Here is a 20,451-nt window from a genome sequence, read left to right as displayed (position 1 = left end):
CGCGTCACGCGCGCTGCAGGGCATCGGCGGCGGCGGGCTGATGGTGACCGCGATGGCGCTGATCGGCGAGGTGATCCCGCTGCGGGACCGTGGCCGCTATCAGGGCGCGATGGGCGCGGTATTCGGCGTCACCACCGTGATCGGTCCCTTGCTCGGCGGCTACTTCACCGACCACTTCACCTGGCGCTGGGCGTTCTGGATCACCTCGCCGATCAGCGCCATCGCGGTCACCATCAGCCCGCCGCCGCCGATGCCCTGCAGCGCGCGTGACGCGACCAACATGCCCATCGAGCTCGAGAGCCCGCACAGCACCGACCCGGTGACGAAGAACACGACGGCCGCCTGGAAAACGCGCTTGCGGCCGAACAGGTCACCGAACTTGCCGACGAGGGCGGTGATGATGGTCGAGGCGAGCAGGTAGCTGGTGACGACCCACGATTGATGGCCTGCGCCACCGAGATTGGCGACGATGGTGGGCAACGCTGTCGCCACGATCGTTTGGTCCAGCGCGGCCATCAGCATGCCGAGCAGGATCGCCACGAAGATGAAGTTGCGTCGCTGCGGGTCGACCGCGACGTCCCCGGGTCCCGAATCCGAAGTGCGGCCGGCCGGAGCCGCCGCTGGTGTCGCCTTCGTCATGCCCGCCTTTCCACGGCTTTCGATGGTAGTGAGTGCCCACGGTCAACCCGTGGCAACCAAAACCCGCGAAAGGCGTGGGCGCGTCAGCTCGGCGGGCGCGAAACGCACTGCGCGGAGTAGAGCTCCACGCCGAGCTTGTCCATCAGCTCCAGCTGCGTCTCGAGGTAATCGATGTGCTTTTCCTCATCGGCCACGATCTCTTCCAGCAGGTTGGCGCTCGTGGTGTCCTGCTTCTCGCGGCACATGATGATGCCGGGCTTCAGCCGGTCCATCACCTCGTACTCGATGGCCAGGTCGGCCTCGAACTGCTCGCGCAGCGTCTGGCCGATGCGCAGCGAGAAGAGACGCTGGTAGTTCGGCAGCCCATCGAGCAGCAGGATGCGATCGGTGATCGCCTCCGCGTGCCGCATCTCGTCGAAGGACTCGGCCCGGGTGTGCTCGGCAAGCTCGGTGAACCCCCAGTTGTCCTGCATCTTCGAGTGCAGGAAATATTGGTTGATCGCGGTGAGCTCGCCGGTCAACTGCTCGTTGAGCAGGCGCAAAACATCCGGATCCCCTTGCATGATCACTCCCCTACGGTGACGTGAAACGGTGGTCATTTCGTGGCTCCGGGCCGGGTGCGCTGGGCTGAACACACCGTGCCGGGCCGTACCCGCACTTTGCCACGACGCGTGGCGATCTTCCAGCAAGGTATGGCTGTGCTCAGTGTGTGTCGCTCGCGGCCCGGGTGCGGCACGTTGCTAGCGGGTAAGGTTAGACTGCGCTAACGAACTTAGGTTAGACTCAACTAATAACGGTCTGGGTTCGGTACTACTTCTTCAAATCCCGATAAACCCGGGATGCCGAGAGGGAGGACAAAGTGCGCTCGCTTGGCCACGCCGCCGACGAAGGGGATGTCGCCCGCATGCAGGGGATGCACTGATGTATGTGTGCCTGTGTGTCGGCGTCACCAACCACACGGTGTCCGAAGTGGTTGCGCGCGGTGCCTCCACCTCCAAAGAGGTCGCGGCCGCATGCGGTGCCGGTGGCGATTGCGGACGTTGTAAGAGGACACTGCGGGCCATCATCGCCGCGTCGGCGAATCTCGAGACCGCTCCGTCGCTTTAGCCCCGGGCTTTGTTGAAGTCCGCCAGGGCCGCCGCGTTGGCCTGTGCGCCCATCAATTCGGCGAAGTGAGCGTTTTCCCGCGCGGTGGCTGCCGCGATTTCCGGCCGCACCGGTTCGATCATCGTGTGCTTGACCGCCATCAAGCTTGAAATGGGGCGGCTGGCAAGGGTTTCCGCGTGCCGACGGGCTTCGGGCAACAGATCCTCGGGGTCGCAGACCCGCCAGACCAGGCCCATCCGCAGCGCCTCCTCAGCGTCGACCCATTCCGAGGACATCAACAGCCAGGCGGCATTCTGCCGGCCCACCAGCTGCGGCAGCAGGTACGACGAGGCCGCTTCCGGGGCCACCCCCAGGCTGGTGAACGGACACTTGAGGCGGGCCGTCGATGACATGAAGGCAAGATCGGCGTAGCCGAGGATCGTGGCGCCGATGCCCACGCCCACACCGTTGACCGCGCAGATGAGCGGCTTGGGGAACGCGCTGAGGGCGTCGATCAGCCCGACGAAACCGTGCTTGCCCGGGGCGAAATCCGGATCGGTGATGCGGGCCTGCATCTCGGCGAGGTCAGTACCGGCGCTGAAGCCGCGGCCCGCGCCGGTCAGCAGCACCACCGCGACCTCGGGGTCGTCGGCGGCGGCCAACAGCGCCTCGGCGGTCGCGTCGTACAGGGCTTCGTTGAATGCGTTCAGCGCCTCGGGCCGGTTCAGCGTGAGGGTGCGCACCCGGTTTTCGTCATCGATCTGCAGCGTCACCGCTGCAGCCTAACGACGTCAGCCGTTGCTGTAGACGCGGGTGGGCGCGATCAGCACGACGGCGCGCCGCTCCCGGGCCATCACGCGGTCGTATTCGTCCCAGTCGTCATGCGTGCCGCCCGCGGCGGTGAAGACGTCGCGGAGCAAGAGCCGCAGCTGGTCGTCCGTGGTCAGCCAGGGCTGCGTGTCCTCGGGGCCGGCCAGCTCGGCGCGGCCCTCGACCGTCGCCCACTGCCAGCCCTTGCGAAAGGTGACCGCCAGTTGCGGCCGTGCGCGCAGGTTGGCCAGCTTGACCTTGCCGTAGGTGGTGAACCCCAACACCTCCTGGCCGCTTTCCGGATGCGGCAACAGGCCGACGTTGACCAGCGAAGCCTGCACCGTTCCGTCGGCCCGAACGGTGGACACCACCGCCAGGCCGTTTTCCGCCGCGGCCAGGCCGACGGCATCACGCAGAGATGTCATGTGGGTTCCTCGATGAACGGTGTCTTGAATACGTAGCGGCTGGTGGGGACGGTGTCGATGTTCTCGTTGGCGCCGAACGCCGTGGTGCTGGCGACCATTCGGCCCAGTCGGTCCTGCAAGTCGTCGTCGTCGGCGGCACCGAAAAACGCCTTGAGATCGGTGATCGCCTCCTGCGGGAACAACTCCTCGACGATGCCCGCGATTCCCGGTCCGTCCGGGGTGAGGGCGCGCACCACCCAGTTCTGGGTGTAGCCGAAGGTCGACTGCGTCTCGATCGCCACCGAGGTGTGGTCTCGCTGCCACCGGGCCAGCCAGGTCTCCTGGTCCAGGCCGGCGGGCCGGCGCAGCAGCGCAATGTTGGCTAAACCCGCTGTGCGCGAACCGGATTCGGTTACCGGCGCTTTGAGCGGAACCGATTCGGTTACCAGGTAGGCGGCGAGCTGTTCGCATTCGGCCTCCAGCAGGGTCAGCGCTGCGGACATCTGCTCGCCGTAGCACTGCTGGGTCCACATGCTCACCACCGCCGCGACCGGCGGATCCAGCGTCGTGAGCGTCATCAGCGAGTGGCGCACGGCGTCGTCGCGGACGTTGACCGACAACCCCGGCAGGCCCAATTCCAACAAGGCGTCGGCGACGGGGCCGCGCTGGCGGGCGCACCACCCCTCGTCCGAATCGGCACGCATGAGGACGGCGATGACCTTTTCCATAGGCAGAACCTACCCGCGGCGGCCGCGCTATTTGATCAGCCGGACGGGATGTTCGTCGCTGATCAATCTGCCGATCATGTCGGCCAATTGCCGGTAGGACTCGTCACGACCGCTCGACGAGCGGTACACCAGCCCGATGCGCCGTCCCGGGCGCGGCGCGGCGAACTGCGCTAGGCCCAGGCGGCTTCTCGTCGCCTCGACCGGCACCGCGCTCTGCGGGATAAGCGTCACCCCCAGGCCGCCGGTCACGCACTGCACCGCGGTGGCCAGTGACGCCGCCCGCGTATTGGCCAGCTCCGGTCGAACGCCCGCCTTGTGGCACACGTCCAGCGCCTGATCGCGCAGGCAGTGTCCCTCGTCCAGCAGCAGCAGGGGCAGATCGGCCAGTGCCGTCGCCGGAACTCGCCGCTTTCCCGACAGCGGATGTCCGGGCGGGAGCGCGAGGACGAAATCCTCGTCGTAGATCGGGATCGCGGTGACACCGCCGCTGTCGGCGGGCAGGGCGATGAGGGCCGCATCGAGTGCGCCCTCGCGCAATACCGTCATCAGCCGTTCGGTCTGGTCTTCGGTCACCCGCAAGGTCATTCCGGGGAACTGCTCGGTCAGGCCGGCCAGCACGGTCGGCAGGACGTAGGGCGCGACCGTCGGGATCAGTCCCAGTCGCATGCCGCCCCGCAGCGGATCGGACGAACCCGCGGCGGCGGCGGTGAACGCGTCCACCGCCTCGATGACGGCCTGGGCGCGCGGCAACAGCTCCGCGCCCTCCGCCGTCAAGAGGACACGCCGCGTCGAGCGCTCGACCAGCTGGGTGCCGAGCCCGGTCTCCAGCGCCGCGAGCGCCTGCGACAACGTGGACTGGCTGACTCCGAGAGTGGTTGCGGCGCCGCTGAACTGGCGCTTTTCGGCGACGGCGGCGAACGCGCGGAGGCCGGCGATCGTCGGCTGATAAATCTTATCGGGCATGCCTATAAGTGTAGTGGGAAATATCACCTTTACTTCAGACCGGCCGAGCGGGCAGCATTGGCAGAGAAAGCTATTCTTGAGTGAATCCAAATTAGGAGAGCCATGCCTTTGCTGACCATCGGCGACCAGTTTCCCGCCTATGAGCTCACCGCGCTGATCGCGGGCGACTTGTCCAAGGTCGACGCCAAGCAGCCCGAGGACTACTTCACCACTGTCACCAACGAGGACCACGACGGGAAGTGGCGCGTTGTGTTCTTCTGGCCCAAGGACTTCACCTTCGTGTGCCCGACCGAGATCGCCGCGTTCGGCAAGCTCAACGACGAGTTCGCCGACCGCGACGCGCAGGTCCTGGGCGTCTCGATCGACAGCGAATTCGTGCACTTCAACTGGCGCGCGCAGCACGAGGACCTGAAGAAGCTGCCGTTTCCGATGCTCTCGGACATCAAGCGTGAGCTGAGCCTGGCCACCGGCGTTCTCAACGCCGACGGTGTGGCCGACCGGGCGACCTTCCTGGTGGACCCCAACAACGAGATCCAGTTCGTGTCGGTCACCGCCGGATCGGTGGGGCGCAACGTCGAGGAAGTGTTGCGGGTCCTCGATGCGTTGCAGTCCGACGAGCTGTGCGCCTGCAACTGGCGCAAGGGCGACCCGACGCTGAACGCCGCCGAGCTGCTCAAGGCCTCGGCTTAGTCACGTAGGGTCTGATCAGGGAGGCGAGATGAGCGTAGAAAACCTCAAGGAAGCGCTGCCCGAGTACGCCAAGGACCTCAAGCTCAACCTCGGCTCGATCACGCGCACGACCGAGCTCAACGAGGAGCAGCTGTGGGGCACCCTGCTGGCGAGCGCCGCGGCGACGCGAAACGCTCAGGTAATCAGCGAGATCGGTGCCGAGGCGGCCGACATCCTGTCCGCCGAGGCGTACAACGCGGCGCTGGGAGCCGCATCGATCATGGGCATGAACAACGTGTTCTACCGTGGCCGGGGCTTCCTCGACGGCAAGTACGACGACCTGCGTGCGGGATTGCGGATGAACATTATCGCCAATCCCGGCGTGGAGAAGGCGAACTTCGAGCTGTGGTCGTTCGCGGTGTCGTCGATCAACGGATGCCCGGACTGCGTGGCCTCCCACGAGCACACGCTGCGCGAGGCGGGAGTCGCCCGGGAGACCATCCAGGAGGCGCTGAAGGCCGCGGCCATCATTTCCGGCGTGGCACAAGCGATTGTCGCCGCCCAGACGCTGGCCACCGTCGGCTGACGCAGTGACGGCACCGGCCTGGGTAGAACACGCGATCTGGTGGCAGGTCTATCCGCTGGGGTTCGTCGGCGCCTTTCCTTCGTCGGAGCCGCCGCGGCCGGAAGAACACCGGCTGCGGCGGCTCGTCGACTGGTTCGACCACGCCATCGCGCTGGGCGCGTCCGGCGTTGCGCTGGGCCCGATCTTCGCCTCGCGCACCCACGGTTACGACACCACCGACCACTACCGCATCGATCCGCGGCTCGGGGACGACGATGATTTCGACCATCTCGTCGCCGAGGCCCGTGGCCGCGGCCTGCGCATCCTGCTCGACGGCGTGTTCAATCACGTCGGCCTGGACTTCCCCCGCTACCAGCAGGCGCCGAACGATGAGGCGGCCGCGCGCTGGTTTCGGGGGCGTCCGGGACGATTCCACACGTTCGAGGGCCACTCGGAACTGATCACGCTCAACCACGACAACCCCGAAGTGGTCGACTACACCGCGGACGTGATGGCGCACTGGCTGGAACGCGGCGCCGACGGCTGGCGACTCGACGCGGCTTACACGGTGCCGGAACGGTTTTGGGCGTCAACGCTGCCACGGGTGCGCGAGCGCTTTCCCGACGCCTGGTTCGTGGGTGAGCTCATCCACGGCGACTACGCCGCCGTCGTACGGGCCGCCACCTTCGACTCGGCCACCCAATACGAGCTGTGGAAGGCCATCTGGAGCGCTCTCAACGACGGCAACTTCTTCGAGCTGGACTGGGCGCTGCAGCGGCATGGTGAGTTCCTGGCCGGCTTCGTCCCGCTCACTTTCATCGGCAACCACGACGTCACCCGCATCGCCAGCCGGCTCGACCGCCCCGAGCACGTGGCCCATGCGCTGGTGACCATGCTCACCGTCGGCGGGGTCCCCAGCATCTACGCGGGCGACGAACTCGGATTCCGCGGCGTCAAGGAGGAACGCTACGGCGGGGACGACGCGGTGCGTCCCGAGTTCGCCTCTCCCCCAGTGCAATTGGATGCGTTTGGTGCCGAGATGTGGGCGTTGCACCAGTTCCTGGTCGGGTTGCGCCGTCGTCACCCGTGGCTGCACCGGGCGTCGACCACCGCGCTACGGCTGGAAAACCGGCATTACCTCTACGAGACCCGCAGTGGCGACGACGCGCTGCTGGTCGCGCTCAACATCGACGACGCGCCGATGCGGGTGGCGCTCTCGGAACTGGGCACGTCACACAAGCGGGTCGTCGGCGGGTCATCGGCCCCGCCGGAAGAGGTGGTGGACGCGCTGGTCGTGGAACCGCACGGCTGGCGAATTTTAAGCCCCGCCTAGGCGTTCCACAGTCAGCTGGTCCTGCCCGCCGTCGTAGTACTTGTCGAGGACCGCGAGGAAATCCTCGTTGTCGTCCGCGGCGCGGGCGAACAGCGTCATCGACGAGCGCAGCTTCAGGTCGTCGGGCGAGCCGAAGATGTCGGCGACCGATCGGTCCCGCACCGCGTGGACCAGCCGAGTGCACTCACGCAATCGCGGCCCGAGCACTTCGTGCCGAAGGTAGGCGCGGGCCTCCTCGAGCGAGGAGATGCCGTAGTGCACCGCGGTCGGGCTGCCGCCCAACCCGCGTAACTGAGGGAAGACGAACCACATCCAGTGACTGCGTTTACGACCGGAGCGCAGCTCGTCGACCACGTTGCGGTACACCGGGGCCTGCGCGTCGACGAAGCGCTGGAGGTCGAACGGGTCACTCGCCGATTCCATGTGACTACGGTTGCACACTGTGGAATCCAAAAGACGGAAGGCCGTCAAACGACGAGTGCCCACGGTTCGCGACCTCGCGCCGCTGATCCAGTTCAAGCGACCGCAGTTCGACGCGACCAAGCGCCGCCTCGACGCCGCGCACACCATCGAAGATCTGCGACGCATCGCCAAACGCCGCACGCCCAAGGCGGCGTTCGATTACACGGACGGCGCCGCCGAAGACGAGCTTTCCATCCAGCGCGCCCGGCAGGCGTTCCGCGACATCGAGTTTCACCCGACAATCCTGCGGGACGTCAGCAACGTCACCGCCGGCTGGAATGTGCTGGGCCAGCCGGTGGTCCTGCCATTCGGCATCGCGCCCACCGGCTTCACCCGACTGATGCACACCGAGGGCGAGATCGCGGGCGCGGCGGCGGCGGCCAAGGCGGGCATTCCCTTCTCGCTGTCCACCCTGGGCACCTGCGCGATCGAGGACCTGGTGACCGCTGTTCCCCAGGGCAGGAAGTGGTTTCAGCTGTACATGTGGCGCGACCGGGAACGCTCGATGGCACTGGTCCAGCGCGCCGCGGATGCCGGCTTCGACACCCTGCTGGCCACCGTCGACGTCCCGGTCTCGGGCGCTCGGCTGCGCGACAACCGCAACGGGATGACGATCCCGCCGACGCTGACACTGCGCACCGTCCTGGACGCGGTACCGCACCCGAAATGGTGGTTCGACCTGTTGACCACCGAGCCGCTGGCGTTCGCGTCGCTGGATCGCTGGCCGGGGACCGTCGCCGAGTATCTGAGCACCATGTTCGACCCCAGCCTCACCTTCGATGACCTGGAGTGGATCAAGGCCCAGTGGCCCGGCAAGTTGGTGGTCAAGGGCATCCAGACGCTCGAGGACGCCCGCGCCGTCGTCGACCGCGGCGCCGACGGCCTCGTGTTGTCCAATCACGGTGGTCGGCAACTGGATCGGGCGCCGGTGCCCTTCCACCTCCTGCCGACGGTCGCGCGTGAACTGGGCAAGGACACCGAAATCCTGGTCGACACCGGCATCATGTCGGGCGCCGACATCGTCGCGGCGATCGCCCTGGGTGCGCGGTGCACGCTCGTCGGGCGGGCCTACCTGTACGGGCTGATGGCCGGCGGCGAGGCCGGTGTCACCCGCGCGATCGACATCCTCGCCGACGGGGTGATCCGCACGATGCGACTGCTGGGTGTCACCTGCCTCGAGGAGCTGTCCCCCAGGCACGTGACCCAACTACAACGCCTGGGGCCCATCCAGCCGCCCGCGTGACCGCGTTACTGCAGGCGGGCGACGCGTTCCGTGCGGTTGCGCACCAGGTCGTTGAATGCCTCGCCGGGCCCGACGTGTTCGAAGAGCTGCGGCGGATAGTGAGTGACATACATCGTGCGGCGGCCCCCGGTGGCGGTCGGCCGGGGTGAGGCGTGCATCAGGTCCTGGACATGGACGGTCACGTCGCCGGGGGCGGTGTCGATGCTGACCACCGGTACCCCTTGGAGCCGATGTTCCCAGCGGTAGTGAATCGCCTGGCCGTGGCTGCCCGGCACCACCTGAAGGTTGCCGGTCGAGGCGTCCGAGCCGGTCAGCTGGATGCCGACGCTCACCGCGGGGCACATGAGGGCGTGTCCACCCATGCCGCAGTCCTGATGCCAGGGGATGTTGGACAGCCCACTGGTGTTTCCGGGCACCTTGAGCAGCACCGCGCTGCCTTCCATCCGGTCGGGTGCGGGCCGCAGCGCGGGATCGATGAGGGTGCCCAGCCTGCGAATCCTCGGGTCGTTTTCCAAGGCGGCGAGGACGGGTGAGCGCAGCGTCGCGTAGACCAACCGGCACAGCGCGCTGCCGCCGTCCTCGTCGGTGACCCACCACGAACGGTCGTCCCCCGGCCGGGCCTCGGCCGCGAGGCGGTCGACTTCGCGGTTGGCGGCCCGCATCTCGTCGGTGGCGAAGACACCCCTGACGTGCAGGTAGCCCATGGTTTGCAGCTGTGCGGTCAACTCGGCGTCGTTCTCGTCCAGCGTGAACGTGGCGAGCGGGTCACGCCCCGCCAAGTCGGCGCGGGCCGGATCGTAGGGCGGCACCCCGGCATGCAGGTACCGCAGGACCGGGTCCCAGTCGGCCAGCTGGTCGAAGCCACCCCGCTCAAAGGACAATTCGTCGCTGAGCAGGAGGTTGATCGCCGTGCGGATTTGGCCAACCATGTCGTCCCAGGCCCGTCGGGACAGCCGGACGACGGCGTCTCCGGTGCGCTGCCCCTCGCCGACGCGGATCGTCGAGCCCTCGACGGCATAGGTGACCGCCTCGTCGCCGACGAGGAAGGTGATGGCGCCCGCTGAGGCGAGGTCTCTGGCCGCGGATTCGAGGACATCCGGGTCGAGGGCGGTCGGGGCGGTGCGCGTCAGCGGCACGAGCCGATTATCCAAGACCGCCAACGTGATAGCCACCACATTCCGCCGGCTGACCCGCGGCGGAGCGTCCGGGGGGAACAAACCGACGCCCGCCTGGGTTGAGCGCATCAGACTCAGTTTTTGGAGGATTGATGGCTGAAGCCAAATCGATGCCGGTGCTGTTTGTCACCGACACCATCGTGTTGCCCGGAATGGTCGTTCCCGTCGCGCTCGACGAGGCCGCGCGGGCGGCGATCGACGCTGCTCAGGCGAGTGAATCCGGGCAGCTGCTGATCGCGCCCCGGCTGGACGACCGGTACCCGTCGCACGGTGTGATCGCCAAGATTTTGCAGGTCGGACGCATCGCAGGCGGCGGCACAGCGGCCGTCGTGCGCGGTGAGCGCCGGGCGCAGATCGGGGCGGGAGCGTCCGGGCCCGGTGCTGCGCTGTGGGTCGAGGTGACCGAGGTTCCCGACGTCGAGCCGACCGACGAAGTCAAGGCGCTGACGGCCGAATACAAGAAGCTGCTGCTGGCCATGCTGCAACGGCGCGAGGCCTGGGAGATCGTCGACTATGTCAACAGGCTGACCGACCCGTCGGCGCTGGCGGACACCTCCGGCTACGCCTCCTACCTCTCCAGCGAGCAGAAGCGGCAACTGGTCGAGACCGAGGATGTCGCCGAGCGGCTGCGGGTGCTGATCGACTGGACCAGCGACCACCTCGCCGAGGTCGAGGTCAACGACAAGATCGCCGAGGACGTGCGCGAGGGCATGGAGAAGACGCAGAAGGAGTTCCTGCTGCGCCAACAGCTGGCCGCCATCCGCAAGGAATTGGGTGAGGGCGAGCCCGACGGCTCCGATGATTACCGCGCCCGCGTCGAGGCCGCCGAGCTGCCCGAAAAGGTGCGCGAGGCCGCGCTGCGCGAGGTCGGCAAGCTGGAACGGTCCAGCGACCAAAGCCCGGAAAGCGGCTGGATCCGCACCTGGCTGGACACCGTGCTCGACCTGCCCTGGAACTCACACACCGACGACTCGACCGACCTGAAGGCCGCGCGCGGGGTGTTGGACGCCGACCACCACGGGCTGGACGACGTCAAGGACCGCATCGTCGAATACCTGGCCGTGCGGGCCCGCCGCGCCCAACGGGGGCTGCAGGTCGTCGGCGGCCGCGGCTCCGGCGCGGTGATGGTGCTGGCCGGTCCCCCCGGCGTCGGCAAGACGTCGCTGGGTGAGAGCGTCGCCCGGGCGCTGGGCCGCAAGTTCGTGCGCGTCGCCCTGGGCGGTGTGCGCGACGAGGCCGAGATCCGCGGGCACCGGCGGACCTACGTAGGCGCGCTGCCGGGCCGGATCGTGCGGGCCATCGGTGAGGCCGGCTCGATGAACCCCGTTGTGCTGCTGGACGAGATCGACAAAGTCGGTTCCGACTACCGGGGCGACCCGAGCGCGGCGCTGCTCGAGGTGCTCGACCCGGCGCAGAACCACACGTTCCGCGACCACTACCTCGACCTGGACCTGGATCTGTCCGACGTGGTGTTCCTGGCCACCGCGAACGTGATCGAGAACATCCCCTCGGCCCTGCTGGACCGGATGGAGCTGGTGCAGATCGACGGCTACACCGAGGACGACAAGGTCGCCATCGCGCGGGATTACCTGCTGCCCCGGCAGCGGGACCGGGCGGCGCTGACCGCGGACGAGGTCACGCTGACCGACGCCGCTCTGCGCAAGATCGCCGCCGACTACACCCGGGAGCCCGGCGTGCGCCAGTTCGAGCGGCTGCTGGCCAAGGCGCTGCGCAAGGTGACCACCAAGCTGGCGGAGACCCCCGATCCGATCACCATCGACGAGCCGGATCTGGTCGAATACCTCGGCCGTCCGCGGTTCACTCCGGAATCGGCCGAACGCACGGCGGTGCCCGGAGTGGCCACCGGTCTGGCCGTCACCGGCCTCGGCGGTGACGTGCTCTACATCGAAGCCGGCGCGACGGACGGTGAGGCGGGTTTGCAGCTCACCGGTCAGCTGGGTGACGTGATGAAGGAGTCGGCGCAGATCGCGCTGTCCTACGTGCGCTCCCACGCTGCCGAGTTGGGTGTCGACCCCAAGGCCCTCGACCGGCGGATCCACGTGCACGTGCCCGCGGGTGCCGTGCCCAAGGACGGCCCGTCGGCCGGAGTCACCATGGTGACCGCGCTGGTCTCGATGGCCACCGGACGTCAGGTGCGCTCCGATGTCGGCATGACCGGTGAGGTCACGCTGAACGGGCGGGTGTTGCCGATCGGCGGTGTGAAGCAAAAGCTGCTGGCGGCCCAGCGGGCCGGCCTGGCGACGGTCTTCATCCCGGCGCGCAACGAGCCGGACCTGGACGACGTGCCCGCCGAGGTGCTCGACGCGCTGACGGTCAAACCGATGACCGATGTCGCCGAGATCGTCGCGCAGGCACTCGAGCCGGTGGCCGAGACCGTTACGGTCGCTGCTTGACCTGAGCTTGGCCGGGACGCGTAGCAAATTGGCTCGCGTCCCGGCCAAGCACGTTGGGCCGCCTGTCCTCCGCCCTGACCTGGCCTGATGCCGGCGCTTTGGGAGAAAAGGTTTTCAGCCTCCGTGCCTCGGGTATCAGGGGGTTGGAGGTTCGACTGCCCGATGAGGGCGGTGGGGTGAGCGAATCACCAAGTCAATTGGTTCAGCTGCTGTTCAGGCAGCCAACTGCTCGACAAGGGGGTTCACTTATGAATCTGAGCAAAATCACAGCCGGCGCTCTCATGGCCGGAAGTATCACGTCCGCGGCGCTCGGCATCGGCGCCGGTATCGCACAAGCCGGTCCGGACGGTCCGAATGTGCCAAATCCGAACATTCCGGGTCCGAATGTGCCAGGAGGCGACCGGGACGTACCGGGTCCGGGTCAACACGTGCCGGGACAGCCGATTTGTAACCCGGGCGCGCCGGGCGTCAACTGCAACCAGCCGGGCAGCCCGCTTCCTCCGGGACAGAACGGGTTCCCGCCGCCGGGGCACTACAACGACCCGGTTCGCTACGGGCTCCCGGCCACGTGGGTTCCGCCAGTGGGTGACCCCGACGGCACGCAGCTTCCCGTCGTGTTCAACCCGCAGCTGGGTCAGTGGGGCGTCAACACGTCGACTGGTTTCCAGGTGTTCACGCCCGCAGGCGGGACCTCTGGTTCAGGCCAGGTCAGCGGCGGGGTCAACCCCGGGACCTAAAACGGCGTAACGAGGCAGCCGCCCCTTCGGGGGCGGCTGTTTTCGTTGCACTGTGACATGGCGCCGAGGTCGGCGTTGAATGGGAGCCGTGACTCTCAAACGCCAAGTCGTCCACCGCGTGCAGCGCCTGCTGGTCAACCCGGTGGGCCGGCAGATGCCCGGGATCATCCTGGAAACCACCGGCCGCAAGAGCGGTAAGCCGCGGCGCACCGCCGTCGGCGGACGCTTGGTCGACAACCAATTCTGGATGGTCTCCGAACACGGCGAGCACTCCGACTACGTCCACAACATCAAGGCCAATCCCGCCGTGCGGGTGCGCATCGGCGGTCGATGGCGCAGCGGCACCGCTCATCTGCTGCCAGACGACGATCCGCTGCAGCGGCTCGGCGATCTCCCGCGGCTCAACAGCGCGGTGGTGCGCCTGATGGGCAGCGACCTGCTGACCATCCGGGTGGATCTGGACTGACGCGCCGCGCATGGCTTACGACGAGGACCTGGCCAACGAGATCCGCGAATTCGTCGCCTCCGAGCGCGGCATCGAAGAGAAACGCATGTTCGGCGGGCTCGCGTTCCTGGTGAACGGCAACATGTCCGTGGCCGTCAGCGGCCAGGGTGGTCTGCTGGTCCGGGTGCCGGCGGATGAGCTCGACAACGTGCTGCGGCGCGCTCACGTCGGCCCAATGGTGATGGCGGGCCGCGACGTTCGCGGCTGGGTACGGGTGGAGCCCGCGGGGTTGCGGACCAAACGACAGCTCGAGGGCTGGGTGGCCCGCGGCGTCGGCTACGCGCGCAGCCTGCCGCCCAAGTGACCGGCGCGGTTTGCTAGCACTCGGCGCGGGTACGTGACCAGGTGTGTCCGAACGCCAGCAACTGGTGCGACGGCTGCTCGACGTCGCCGGGACGACCTACGCCGCCGAGGCGCGAATCAAGCTCGCCGACAAGCCGATGCCGCTGTTTCAGCTGCTGGTCATCTGCATGCTGGCCAGCAAGCCGATCGATGCCGCCATCGCCATGGGCGCCGGGCGCGAACTTTTCAAGGCGGGGCTGCGCACGCCGAAGGCGGTGCTTGACTGCGATCGGCGGACCATGATCGACGCCTTCGGCCGCGCCCACTACGTGCGCTACGACGAAAGTTCGGCCACCCGGCTCACCGACATGGCCGAACGCGTGCGCGACGAGTATTCCGGCGATCTGCGGGAACTCGCCGACCGCAGTGAACGCGACGTCGCCGCCGCGAAACGGTTACTCAAGGGGTTCAACGGAATCGGCGATACCGGAGCCGACATATACCTGCGCGAGGTGCAGGACGTGTGGACCTGGGTGCGGCCGTATTTCGACGCCCGCGCCACCGCCGCGGCCAAAAAGTTGGGTCTGCCCACCCAGCCCGAGAAGCTGGGAGCCCTTGCGCCGCAAGGCAATGCGCGACTTGCGGCCGCACTCATCAGGACATCGCTGGACGACGAATTGCGCCGGCAGGTGAGCGCTTGACCGTGCGGATCGGTACCTCCGGGTGGTCCTACAACCATTGGGCCGACGTGCTGTACCCGCCTGGCCTGCCCACCGGGCGCAGGCTGGCCCGCTACATCGAGGTGTTCGACACCGTCGAACTGAACGCGAGTTTCTACCGCTGGCCGAAGGATTCGACCTTCGCGGGATGGCGTCAACAGTTGCCGGACGGCTTCAGGATGTCGGTCAAGGCGCATCGAGGACTGACGCACTACCGCCGTCTGGCGTCCGCCGGGCCGTGGATCGAGCGCTTCGAGCGCTGTTGGGAACTGTTGGGTGATCGCGCCGGGGTGCTGCTGGTTCAATTGCATCCCGAGCTGCAGCGTGACGACGCGCGCCTGGATGCCTTCCTGGGTAGCGTGCCGGCGTCGATCCGGGTGGCCGTCGAGCTGCGACATCCGTCCTGGAATGACGAGGCCGTCTTCGACCTGCTGGCCCGCCGTCGCGCCGCCTACGTAGTCATGAGCGGCGCCGGGCTGGCGTGCCTGCCGCGGGCGACCACCGATCTGGTGTACATCCGGATGCACGGTCCCGATCAGGACGAGATCTATGCCGGCAGCTACTCGACCGATGAGTTGCGGCGGTGGGCGGACCGGATCGCCGCGTGGCAGGACGACGGCAAGGACGTATGGATGTATTTCAACAACGACCTGGGCGGCCACGCGGTGCGCAATGCGCTGACCTTGCAAGACCTCTTGCGGTAAGCCGGCGCGCGTAGGCTGGGCATGTCGACTGCAGGACGGAGTCACAATCATGGCCAGCCCTACAACATTCGTCATCATCGGCGGTGGACTTGCTGGAGCAAAAGCGGTGGAAGCGTTGCGCGACAGTGGCTTTGACGGACAAATCACCTTATTTGCAGATGAGAAGCGTCTGCCCTACGAGCGACCCCCGCTTTCCAAGGAGTATCTGGCCGGCAAGAAGTCGCTGACCGATTTCACCGTGCAGAACTCCGACTGGTATCGCGACCACAATGTCGACTTGAGACTAGGTTCGCGGGTGTCGGCCGTGAACGCGGGCGACCATGCCGTCGCGCTTCCCGACGGCACCACGATGCGATACGACAAGCTGCTGCTGGCGACGGGATCGGCGTCCCGGCGACCGCCGATACCCGGATCCGATGCCGACGCTGTCCACTATCTGCGCACCTACGACGATGCTGTGTCACTGGATTCGGTTCTTACCGAAGGGTCTTCGCTGGCGGTGGTGGGGGCCGGCTGGATCGGCCTGGAGGTGGCCGCCGCCGCCCGCCAGCGTGGCGCCGATGTGACCGTCGTCGAGACGGCGAAGCAACCGCTGGTGGCCGCGCTCGGCGAAACGGTGGGCGAGGTGTTCGCCCGGCTTCATCGCGATCACGGGGTGAAGTTACGGCTCGAGGCGCAGGTCGAGGAGATCACCACGACCGGCGGCAAAGCCACCGGACTGAAGATGCGTGACGGGTCGACGGTGTCCGCTGATGCCGTGTTGGTGGCCGTCGGGGCCAAGCCGAACGTCGAACTCGCCGAACAAGCCGGGCTCGCCATGGGAGACGGGGGCGTGCTGGTCGATGCGTCACTGCGCACCAGCGATCCGGACATCTACGCGGTCGGCGACATCGCCGCCGCAGCGCACCCCCTGTTCGGCGGCCGGATCCGCACGGAGCACTGGGCCAATGCGCTCAAGCAGCCCGTGGTGGCGGCGGCCGGGATGCTCGGCAGCCCAGGGGAATACGCTGAGCTGCCCTATTTCTTCACCGATCAGTACGACCTCGGGATGGAGTATGTGGGGCACGCGCCCGGCTTCGAGCGCGTGGTGTTCCGGGGCGACGTTCCCGGACGCGAATTCGTCGCGTTTTGGCTCGACGGCGACAACCGGGTACTGGCCGGGATGAACGTCAACATCTGGGATGTGCTCGACGACGTCAAAGCGCTGATCAGGTCCCGGACATCCGTCGACCCCGACAGGCTGGCCGATGTCGAGGTCCCGCTGGCCGAGCTATTGGGCTGACGGTTCGACGGGCACCCATGTCCCGTCGATCACGTCGGGCGGGCGCTGCACCTGTAGCCTTTCCCGTTCGGCGCGGCGGCGTTTGATCCGGAGGCGGGCGTCGCCCGGCATGGTGACCAGCTCGTCACACGTCAGGTAGTACACGTCCTCGACGACGTCGATCAGGTCCGCCGCGACTCGACGGGATCCCAATTCCCGCAACGTCATCCGGAGTTGATGGGTGAATCGCAGAGTGGTGTCGTGGGCCAGCTCGCGGGAGTCGCGAGCGCTGGTGGTCAGCCGCTGGGCCAGCGTCGGCGGCGGCACTTCGGTCGAAGCCGCGTCGGCCACCGCGACTTCTCCGGCCGCGCGCAGCAACATCACCGGATCGTCGGCATACGTCTGGCTGGCCAGCTCGGCCTCCCCCGGCCCACGGTGTGCGACGCGGGCGACGGCCGCATCGACCGCGGCGGCGGTGCTGGGAGACAGCGCGCGGATGCTGGCGAGGTTGCCTTCCCGGGCGAGCGCACACAGCGGCGGGTCGGCCCGCAGGACCGCGGCGAGCTCGGCGGTCTCGGTCGCGACCACGGTGCTGTCCATGATCATGTCCACTCCGGGTACGCTGCGCGCCGCCTTGCTGCGTTCCAGCGCCGCCGCCGTGACGCCGGAATCGATCAGCCACAACGCAGTGAGGATCCAGCCTTGGTGAATGCGGTCCCGCAGCAAGCGAATCCGTACTTCCAGGCCGGCGTCGGGCAGCGATCCCAACTGTGCGGCGTCGAGGTGTTCGGTTTCGGCCGCCGCGCCGTAGGCACGCGTATCGGACTTGAGGTGGCGCAACAGGGCCAGCGATCGTCCCGCGACGACGGCTTTGGCGACGTAGCCGAGGGCGCCGCCCGCCAGCGCGGGCTCACCGAACGGTAGGGGGTCTCCGACGTGCGGCCTGCCGACGAGGGCGTTGCGGGCGACGGCATCCTGATCCCAGCCGGGCAGCTGCGCGGCCGCGACCATGTTGACCGAAACCCCGACATAGGCCCGATGACCGAACACGGCGATGGCCCTGTTCCCCCACTCCTCGCCCACCACGCCGCCCAGCGCCAGCACGTGACTGAGCGCCCGGTTCGCGGTGCGCAATCCGCTCAGCTGGACATCCAAGGTGATCGGGGTGAGCGGCCCCGGCAGCGGCTCGCCGAGGTTGCCCGCACTGAAAATTGGGAAGCGCGGATCGACCCGGTCGTCGAATTCGCCCTCGACACCCTCGGGCGCCGCGCTGTGCTCCTCGCCGGAGGGGGCGGGGCGTGGGGCGACCTCGACCGGGAGCGCCAGTTGGCGCCCGTGGTCGGTGGCACCCGCGGCGGTGATCTGACGGCCGACGAGGCCGCGCGCGGTGTCGGCCACTGCCTCGAGCGCCTGCCAGCCGAACTCGAATGCCCAATCCTCCTGTACCGCAGCAATATCCATGTCCGGGATGAGCTGCGGCCAGCTGCGCACCCGATTCAACCGGGACCGCGGGTCGGCGGATCGCAGCATCCGCCACGCCGTGATCACGTTGACGGTGCCCGGGGAGGCGAGGTCCACCACACCGGAGCGGTCGGTGTTGAGCGCCGAGACCAGGAAGCGCACAAGATCGTCGACGTGCAGCACCCGCATCGGCTCCGCCGAAACCTTGGTGCGCAGCAGCGTGGCCACGGTGCGGCACACCATCCAGTCGAGCTGCCGGCCCACCGGCGGGGCGATCCGGACGACCAGGCTGGGCCCCCAACTGGTGGACACCAGTTCCTCGGCCGGCTTGTACAGTTCCGGCCGCCCCGCGGCCTGGGACACGAACAGCAGCCGTGCGCCGGCGCGGGCGGCCACATCGGTCACGTGCGCGAGGCCCTCGATATCGGCGCTGCCGGGCGCGGTGGTGTCGATGGGGGCCAGGTGGATCACCGCGTCGGCTTCCTCGGTGAGCTCTTGCAGGGCCCGGTTGCGCAGCGACGCGCAAACAAGGTCGACGTTGCGGTCCAGGCAGGGATGCGGCCGCTCAGCAATGCCGCTGACCGTGTGCCCGGCAGCGATCAACTGCCGTGCAACCAGCCGCCCAAGTGCGCCGGTGGCGTCGGTAACCAGGATCTGCACCTGGGTCTCACCTCCCCGACCTCAAACTAAACAATAGGCAAGACGGCACGACCTACGCGACCGTTACGGGGCAAACGGCGCCATGAGCTGGCGGGAATGTTATCGCCGGGTTATTGCAGCGTGGCGCTGCCGTCCGGGGCGACGGCAACCTTGGCGCCCCCGATGTCTTCACGCACGGTTACCTGCGCCGCCGCGCTGTCGGTGATCACAGCGAGGGTCCGCGACCCATCGGGCGTGCGCACGGCCAAGAACGCCTTTTCCGGTCGCCCCTCGCGATCGAACGGCGTCGTCCACGCTTCCACCGTCCCGACGCCCTCCCATTCCACCAAGGCGTCCCGGGTGGGCTCTCGGTCGACGACCGGTTGCACGTCCTCCCAACGGAACTCATCGGGCGGCTCGGTGCTGTACACGCCGAAGCTGTGCTTGGTCAGGAAGCCGCCGTTGGCGGTGATCAGGCCGCGCCGCCCGGGATTAGCCGCCAGCAACTCCGCCATAGTGGCGATCGAGTGCATCACGTAGTTGCTCCAGGGGCCGCCTGCGAACGTCAGACCGCCGGTGACGGTGAGCGGGCGGGCGGGATCGTCGACCGGCAGGCCCAGTTCTGCCGCCGCCACCTGAACGGCCGAGGGAAAGCAGGAATACAGGTCGACGTAGTCGACTTCGTCGATGCCCATGCCCGCCAGCTCCAGCGCCCGGCCACCGGCGAGCCGGATGGCCGGAGACCGGTGCAGCTCGTCCCGCTCGGCGATGGCGGAGGTGTCATGCGCGTCGGTGCCGGCATGCGGAAAGATCCAGCGGTCGGCCGGGATCTGCAGGCGCCTCGCCTGCTCCACCGAGGTCAAGACGAGCGCGGCGCCCTGATCGACCATGTTGTTGGAGTTCATCAGCTTGGTGTACGGCCAGCTGATCATCCTGTTCTGCGGGCCGGGCTCGCAGATCTCTTCGGCGCTCACCGGTTTGCGGATCCACGCGTGCGGATTGTCGACCGCAACGGCGTTGAAGCGGGCCCACAGCTCGCCGATGCGCTTGCGGTGGTGTTCAACCGATTCGCCGTTCGCAATCCGCAGGGCCTGCTCGAACAGCGGGTAGACGAACGCTGGCCGGTCCAGCCGAATCCTGATTTCCGCGTCGCCGGCCATCGGGACGTCGGCGCCGCTGACCTCGGCCATCGGGACGGAGTCGTCCTGAACGGTCCACTCGAGCTTGCCGCCCTTGGCCCGCAGGCCCCGACGGGTGCGCCAGGTCTCGGCACCGGCCAGCAGCACCACCTGGGCGCTGCCCCGCTGGATGTCCAAGCAGGCCTGGTTGACCAGCGACTGCGGCACGTTGCCACCGACGGGGCTGTACAACGTGGTGAAGTCCGTCGCGCCGATCCGCTGGCCGAGCAGCAGCCCGGGGTCCCGGTAGTGCGCCGACAGGATGTTCACCACGCGGATGGAATCCACGGCCTCGATCACGGCCGAATCGGCGGCTTGCCGGGCGGCGGTCGCCATCAGGTCCACCGGCTCGACGGACCGCTTCTCCGGATCGATCTCGTCGCGGTGGTTGACCTGGCCGTAGCCGATCAACACCGGCGTCCTGGGGTGCACGGTCATGACAGTGAATTTAGCGTGGCTATCGATCCGGGTGGT

General features: G+C 67.8%; 21 protein-coding genes and 2 pseudogenes. 13 read left to right on the top strand and 10 right to left on the bottom strand.

What is annotated here, in order from left to right:
* Positions 1-40: 40 nt before the first annotated feature.
* Positions 41-190: pseudogene (locus A5709_RS27145) on the top strand (MFS transporter); the annotation flags it as partial.
* On the opposite strand, the pseudogene A5709_RS02175 reads toward A5709_RS27145, so the two are convergent.
* Positions 184-639, bottom strand: a pseudogene (locus A5709_RS02175) (MFS transporter); the annotation flags it as partial. The pseudogenes A5709_RS27145 and A5709_RS02175 overlap by 7 nt on opposite strands.
* An 83-nt stretch (positions 640-722) precedes the next feature.
* Entirely contained in the window at positions 723-1,202 is a 480-nt protein-coding gene (gene bfr / locus A5709_RS02170) for a bacterioferritin (protein WP_055405255.1), read from the bottom strand.
* Positions 1,203-1,560: 358 nt separating this feature from the next.
* On the opposite strand from bfr, the gene A5709_RS27140 reads away from it, so the two are divergent.
* Positions 1,561-1,746, top strand: a complete 186-nt coding sequence (locus A5709_RS27140) for a bacterioferritin-associated ferredoxin (protein ID WP_066954279.1) — start codon at positions 1,561-1,563, stop codon at positions 1,744-1,746.
* On the opposite strand, the gene A5709_RS02165 is transcribed toward A5709_RS27140, so the two are convergent.
* The 4 genes from A5709_RS02165 to A5709_RS02150 are packed head-to-tail and all read right to left on the bottom strand — an operon-like array spanning position 1,743 to position 4,630.
* Positions 1,743-2,498, bottom strand: a complete 756-nt coding sequence (locus A5709_RS02165; RefSeq protein ID WP_067950492.1) for an enoyl-CoA hydratase/isomerase family protein — start codon at positions 2,496-2,498, stop codon at positions 1,743-1,745. The genes A5709_RS27140 and A5709_RS02165 overlap by 4 nt on opposite strands.
* An 18-nt stretch (positions 2,499-2,516) precedes the next feature.
* Positions 2,517-2,960, bottom strand: coding sequence for a TIGR03618 family F420-dependent PPOX class oxidoreductase (locus tag A5709_RS02160; RefSeq protein ID WP_067950490.1), 444 nt, complete (start codon positions 2,958-2,960; stop codon positions 2,517-2,519).
* The gene (locus A5709_RS02155) at positions 2,957-3,667 is read right to left on the bottom strand and encodes an EthD domain-containing protein (RefSeq protein ID WP_067950488.1); all 711 of its coding nucleotides are present in this window, start codon (positions 3,665-3,667) and stop codon (positions 2,957-2,959) included. Before A5709_RS02155 ends, A5709_RS02160 begins: the two co-directional genes overlap by 4 nt.
* Before the next feature lie 27 nt (positions 3,668-3,694).
* On the bottom strand, positions 3,695-4,630 hold the full coding sequence (locus tag A5709_RS02150) for a hydrogen peroxide-inducible genes activator (protein ID WP_067950486.1): 936 nt from the start codon (positions 4,628-4,630) through the stop codon (positions 3,695-3,697).
* A 102-nt stretch (positions 4,631-4,732) separates the two neighbouring features.
* Between A5709_RS02150 and A5709_RS02145 the strand changes: the two genes are divergently transcribed.
* Genes A5709_RS02145 through A5709_RS02135 form a run of 3 tightly spaced genes read left to right on the top strand, consistent with a single transcriptional unit; the run spans position 4,733 to position 7,197 of the window.
* Entirely contained in the window at positions 4,733-5,320 is a 588-nt protein-coding gene (locus A5709_RS02145) for a peroxiredoxin (protein WP_067950484.1), read from the top strand.
* Positions 5,321-5,348: 28 nt separating this feature from the next.
* The gene (locus tag A5709_RS02140; protein WP_068010186.1) at positions 5,349-5,885 is read left to right on the top strand and encodes an alkyl hydroperoxide reductase; all 537 of its coding nucleotides are present in this window, start codon (positions 5,349-5,351) and stop codon (positions 5,883-5,885) included.
* Positions 5,886-5,889: 4 nt separating this feature from the next.
* Entirely contained in the window at positions 5,890-7,197 is a 1,308-nt protein-coding gene (locus A5709_RS02135; RefSeq protein WP_068117613.1) for an alpha-amylase family glycosyl hydrolase, read from the top strand.
* Here A5709_RS02135 and A5709_RS02130 read toward each other — a convergent pair.
* Positions 7,183-7,620: a DUF1810 domain-containing protein gene (locus A5709_RS02130; protein WP_068117610.1), complete on the bottom strand. Its 438-nt coding sequence runs from the start codon at positions 7,618-7,620 to the stop codon at positions 7,183-7,185. The genes A5709_RS02135 and A5709_RS02130 overlap by 15 nt on opposite strands.
* Before the next feature lie 19 nt (positions 7,621-7,639).
* Here A5709_RS02130 and A5709_RS02125 point away from each other — a divergent pair, with 19 nt between their 5' ends.
* A complete protein-coding gene (locus A5709_RS02125) occupies positions 7,640-8,902 on the top strand; it encodes an alpha-hydroxy acid oxidase (protein WP_068117607.1) in 1,263 nt (420 codons plus the stop codon).
* A 5-nt stretch (positions 8,903-8,907) separates the two neighbouring features.
* Here the strand turns inward: A5709_RS02125 and A5709_RS02120 are convergent, their stop codons facing one another.
* Positions 8,908-10,146 carry a phytanoyl-CoA dioxygenase family protein gene (locus tag A5709_RS02120; RefSeq protein ID WP_068010176.1) on the bottom strand — a complete coding sequence of 413 codons (1,239 nt, stop codon included), beginning with the start codon at positions 10,144-10,146 and terminating at the stop codon, positions 8,908-8,910.
* A 23-nt stretch (positions 10,147-10,169) separates the two neighbouring features.
* On the opposite strand from A5709_RS02120, the gene lon reads away from it, so the two are divergent.
* From lon to A5709_RS02085, 7 genes are all read left to right on the top strand, one after another.
* Positions 10,170-12,491, top strand: coding sequence for an endopeptidase La (lon, locus tag A5709_RS02115; RefSeq protein WP_068010171.1), 2,322 nt, complete (start codon positions 10,170-10,172; stop codon positions 12,489-12,491).
* Positions 12,492-12,739: 248 nt separating this feature from the next.
* Entirely contained in the window at positions 12,740-13,228 is a 489-nt protein-coding gene (locus A5709_RS28635; RefSeq protein ID WP_231986827.1) for a hypothetical protein, read from the top strand.
* Between the two features lie 79 nt (positions 13,229-13,307).
* Complete coding sequence (locus A5709_RS02105) at positions 13,308-13,694, top strand: nitroreductase family deazaflavin-dependent oxidoreductase (protein WP_067950469.1); 387 nt, start codon at positions 13,308-13,310, stop codon at positions 13,692-13,694.
* A 10-nt stretch (positions 13,695-13,704) separates the two neighbouring features.
* Complete coding sequence (locus A5709_RS02100) at positions 13,705-14,037, top strand: TfoX/Sxy family protein (protein ID WP_068010170.1); 333 nt, start codon at positions 13,705-13,707, stop codon at positions 14,035-14,037.
* A 43-nt stretch (positions 14,038-14,080) separates the two neighbouring features.
* Positions 14,081-14,716, top strand: coding sequence for an endonuclease (locus A5709_RS02095; RefSeq protein WP_068010167.1), 636 nt, complete (start codon positions 14,081-14,083; stop codon positions 14,714-14,716).
* Entirely contained in the window at positions 14,713-15,438 is a 726-nt protein-coding gene (locus A5709_RS02090; protein WP_067950463.1) for a DUF72 domain-containing protein, read from the top strand. Before A5709_RS02095 ends, A5709_RS02090 begins: the two co-directional genes overlap by 4 nt.
* A 49-nt stretch (positions 15,439-15,487) precedes the next feature.
* A complete protein-coding gene (locus A5709_RS02085; RefSeq protein WP_068010165.1) occupies positions 15,488-16,720 on the top strand; it encodes an NAD(P)/FAD-dependent oxidoreductase in 1,233 nt (410 codons plus the stop codon).
* Here A5709_RS02085 and A5709_RS02080 read toward each other — a convergent pair.
* On the bottom strand, positions 16,709-18,820 hold the full coding sequence (locus A5709_RS02080; protein WP_068010163.1) for an NAD-dependent epimerase/dehydratase family protein: 2,112 nt from the start codon (positions 18,818-18,820) through the stop codon (positions 16,709-16,711). The genes A5709_RS02085 and A5709_RS02080 overlap by 12 nt on opposite strands.
* 110 nt (positions 18,821-18,930) lie before the next feature.
* Positions 18,931-20,415, bottom strand: a complete 1,485-nt coding sequence (locus tag A5709_RS02075) for an acetyl-CoA acetyltransferase (RefSeq protein ID WP_068010161.1) — start codon at positions 20,413-20,415, stop codon at positions 18,931-18,933.
* Positions 20,416-20,451 lie beyond the last annotated feature (36 nt).

It is taken from the genome of Mycobacterium sp. E1386, from assembly GCF_001672745.1.
Taxonomy (GTDB): Bacteria; Actinomycetota; Actinomycetes; order Mycobacteriales; family Mycobacteriaceae; genus Mycobacterium.
Note: the sequence above shows the minus strand (reverse complement) of the source record. Positions and strands in the feature narration are given on the sequence as shown.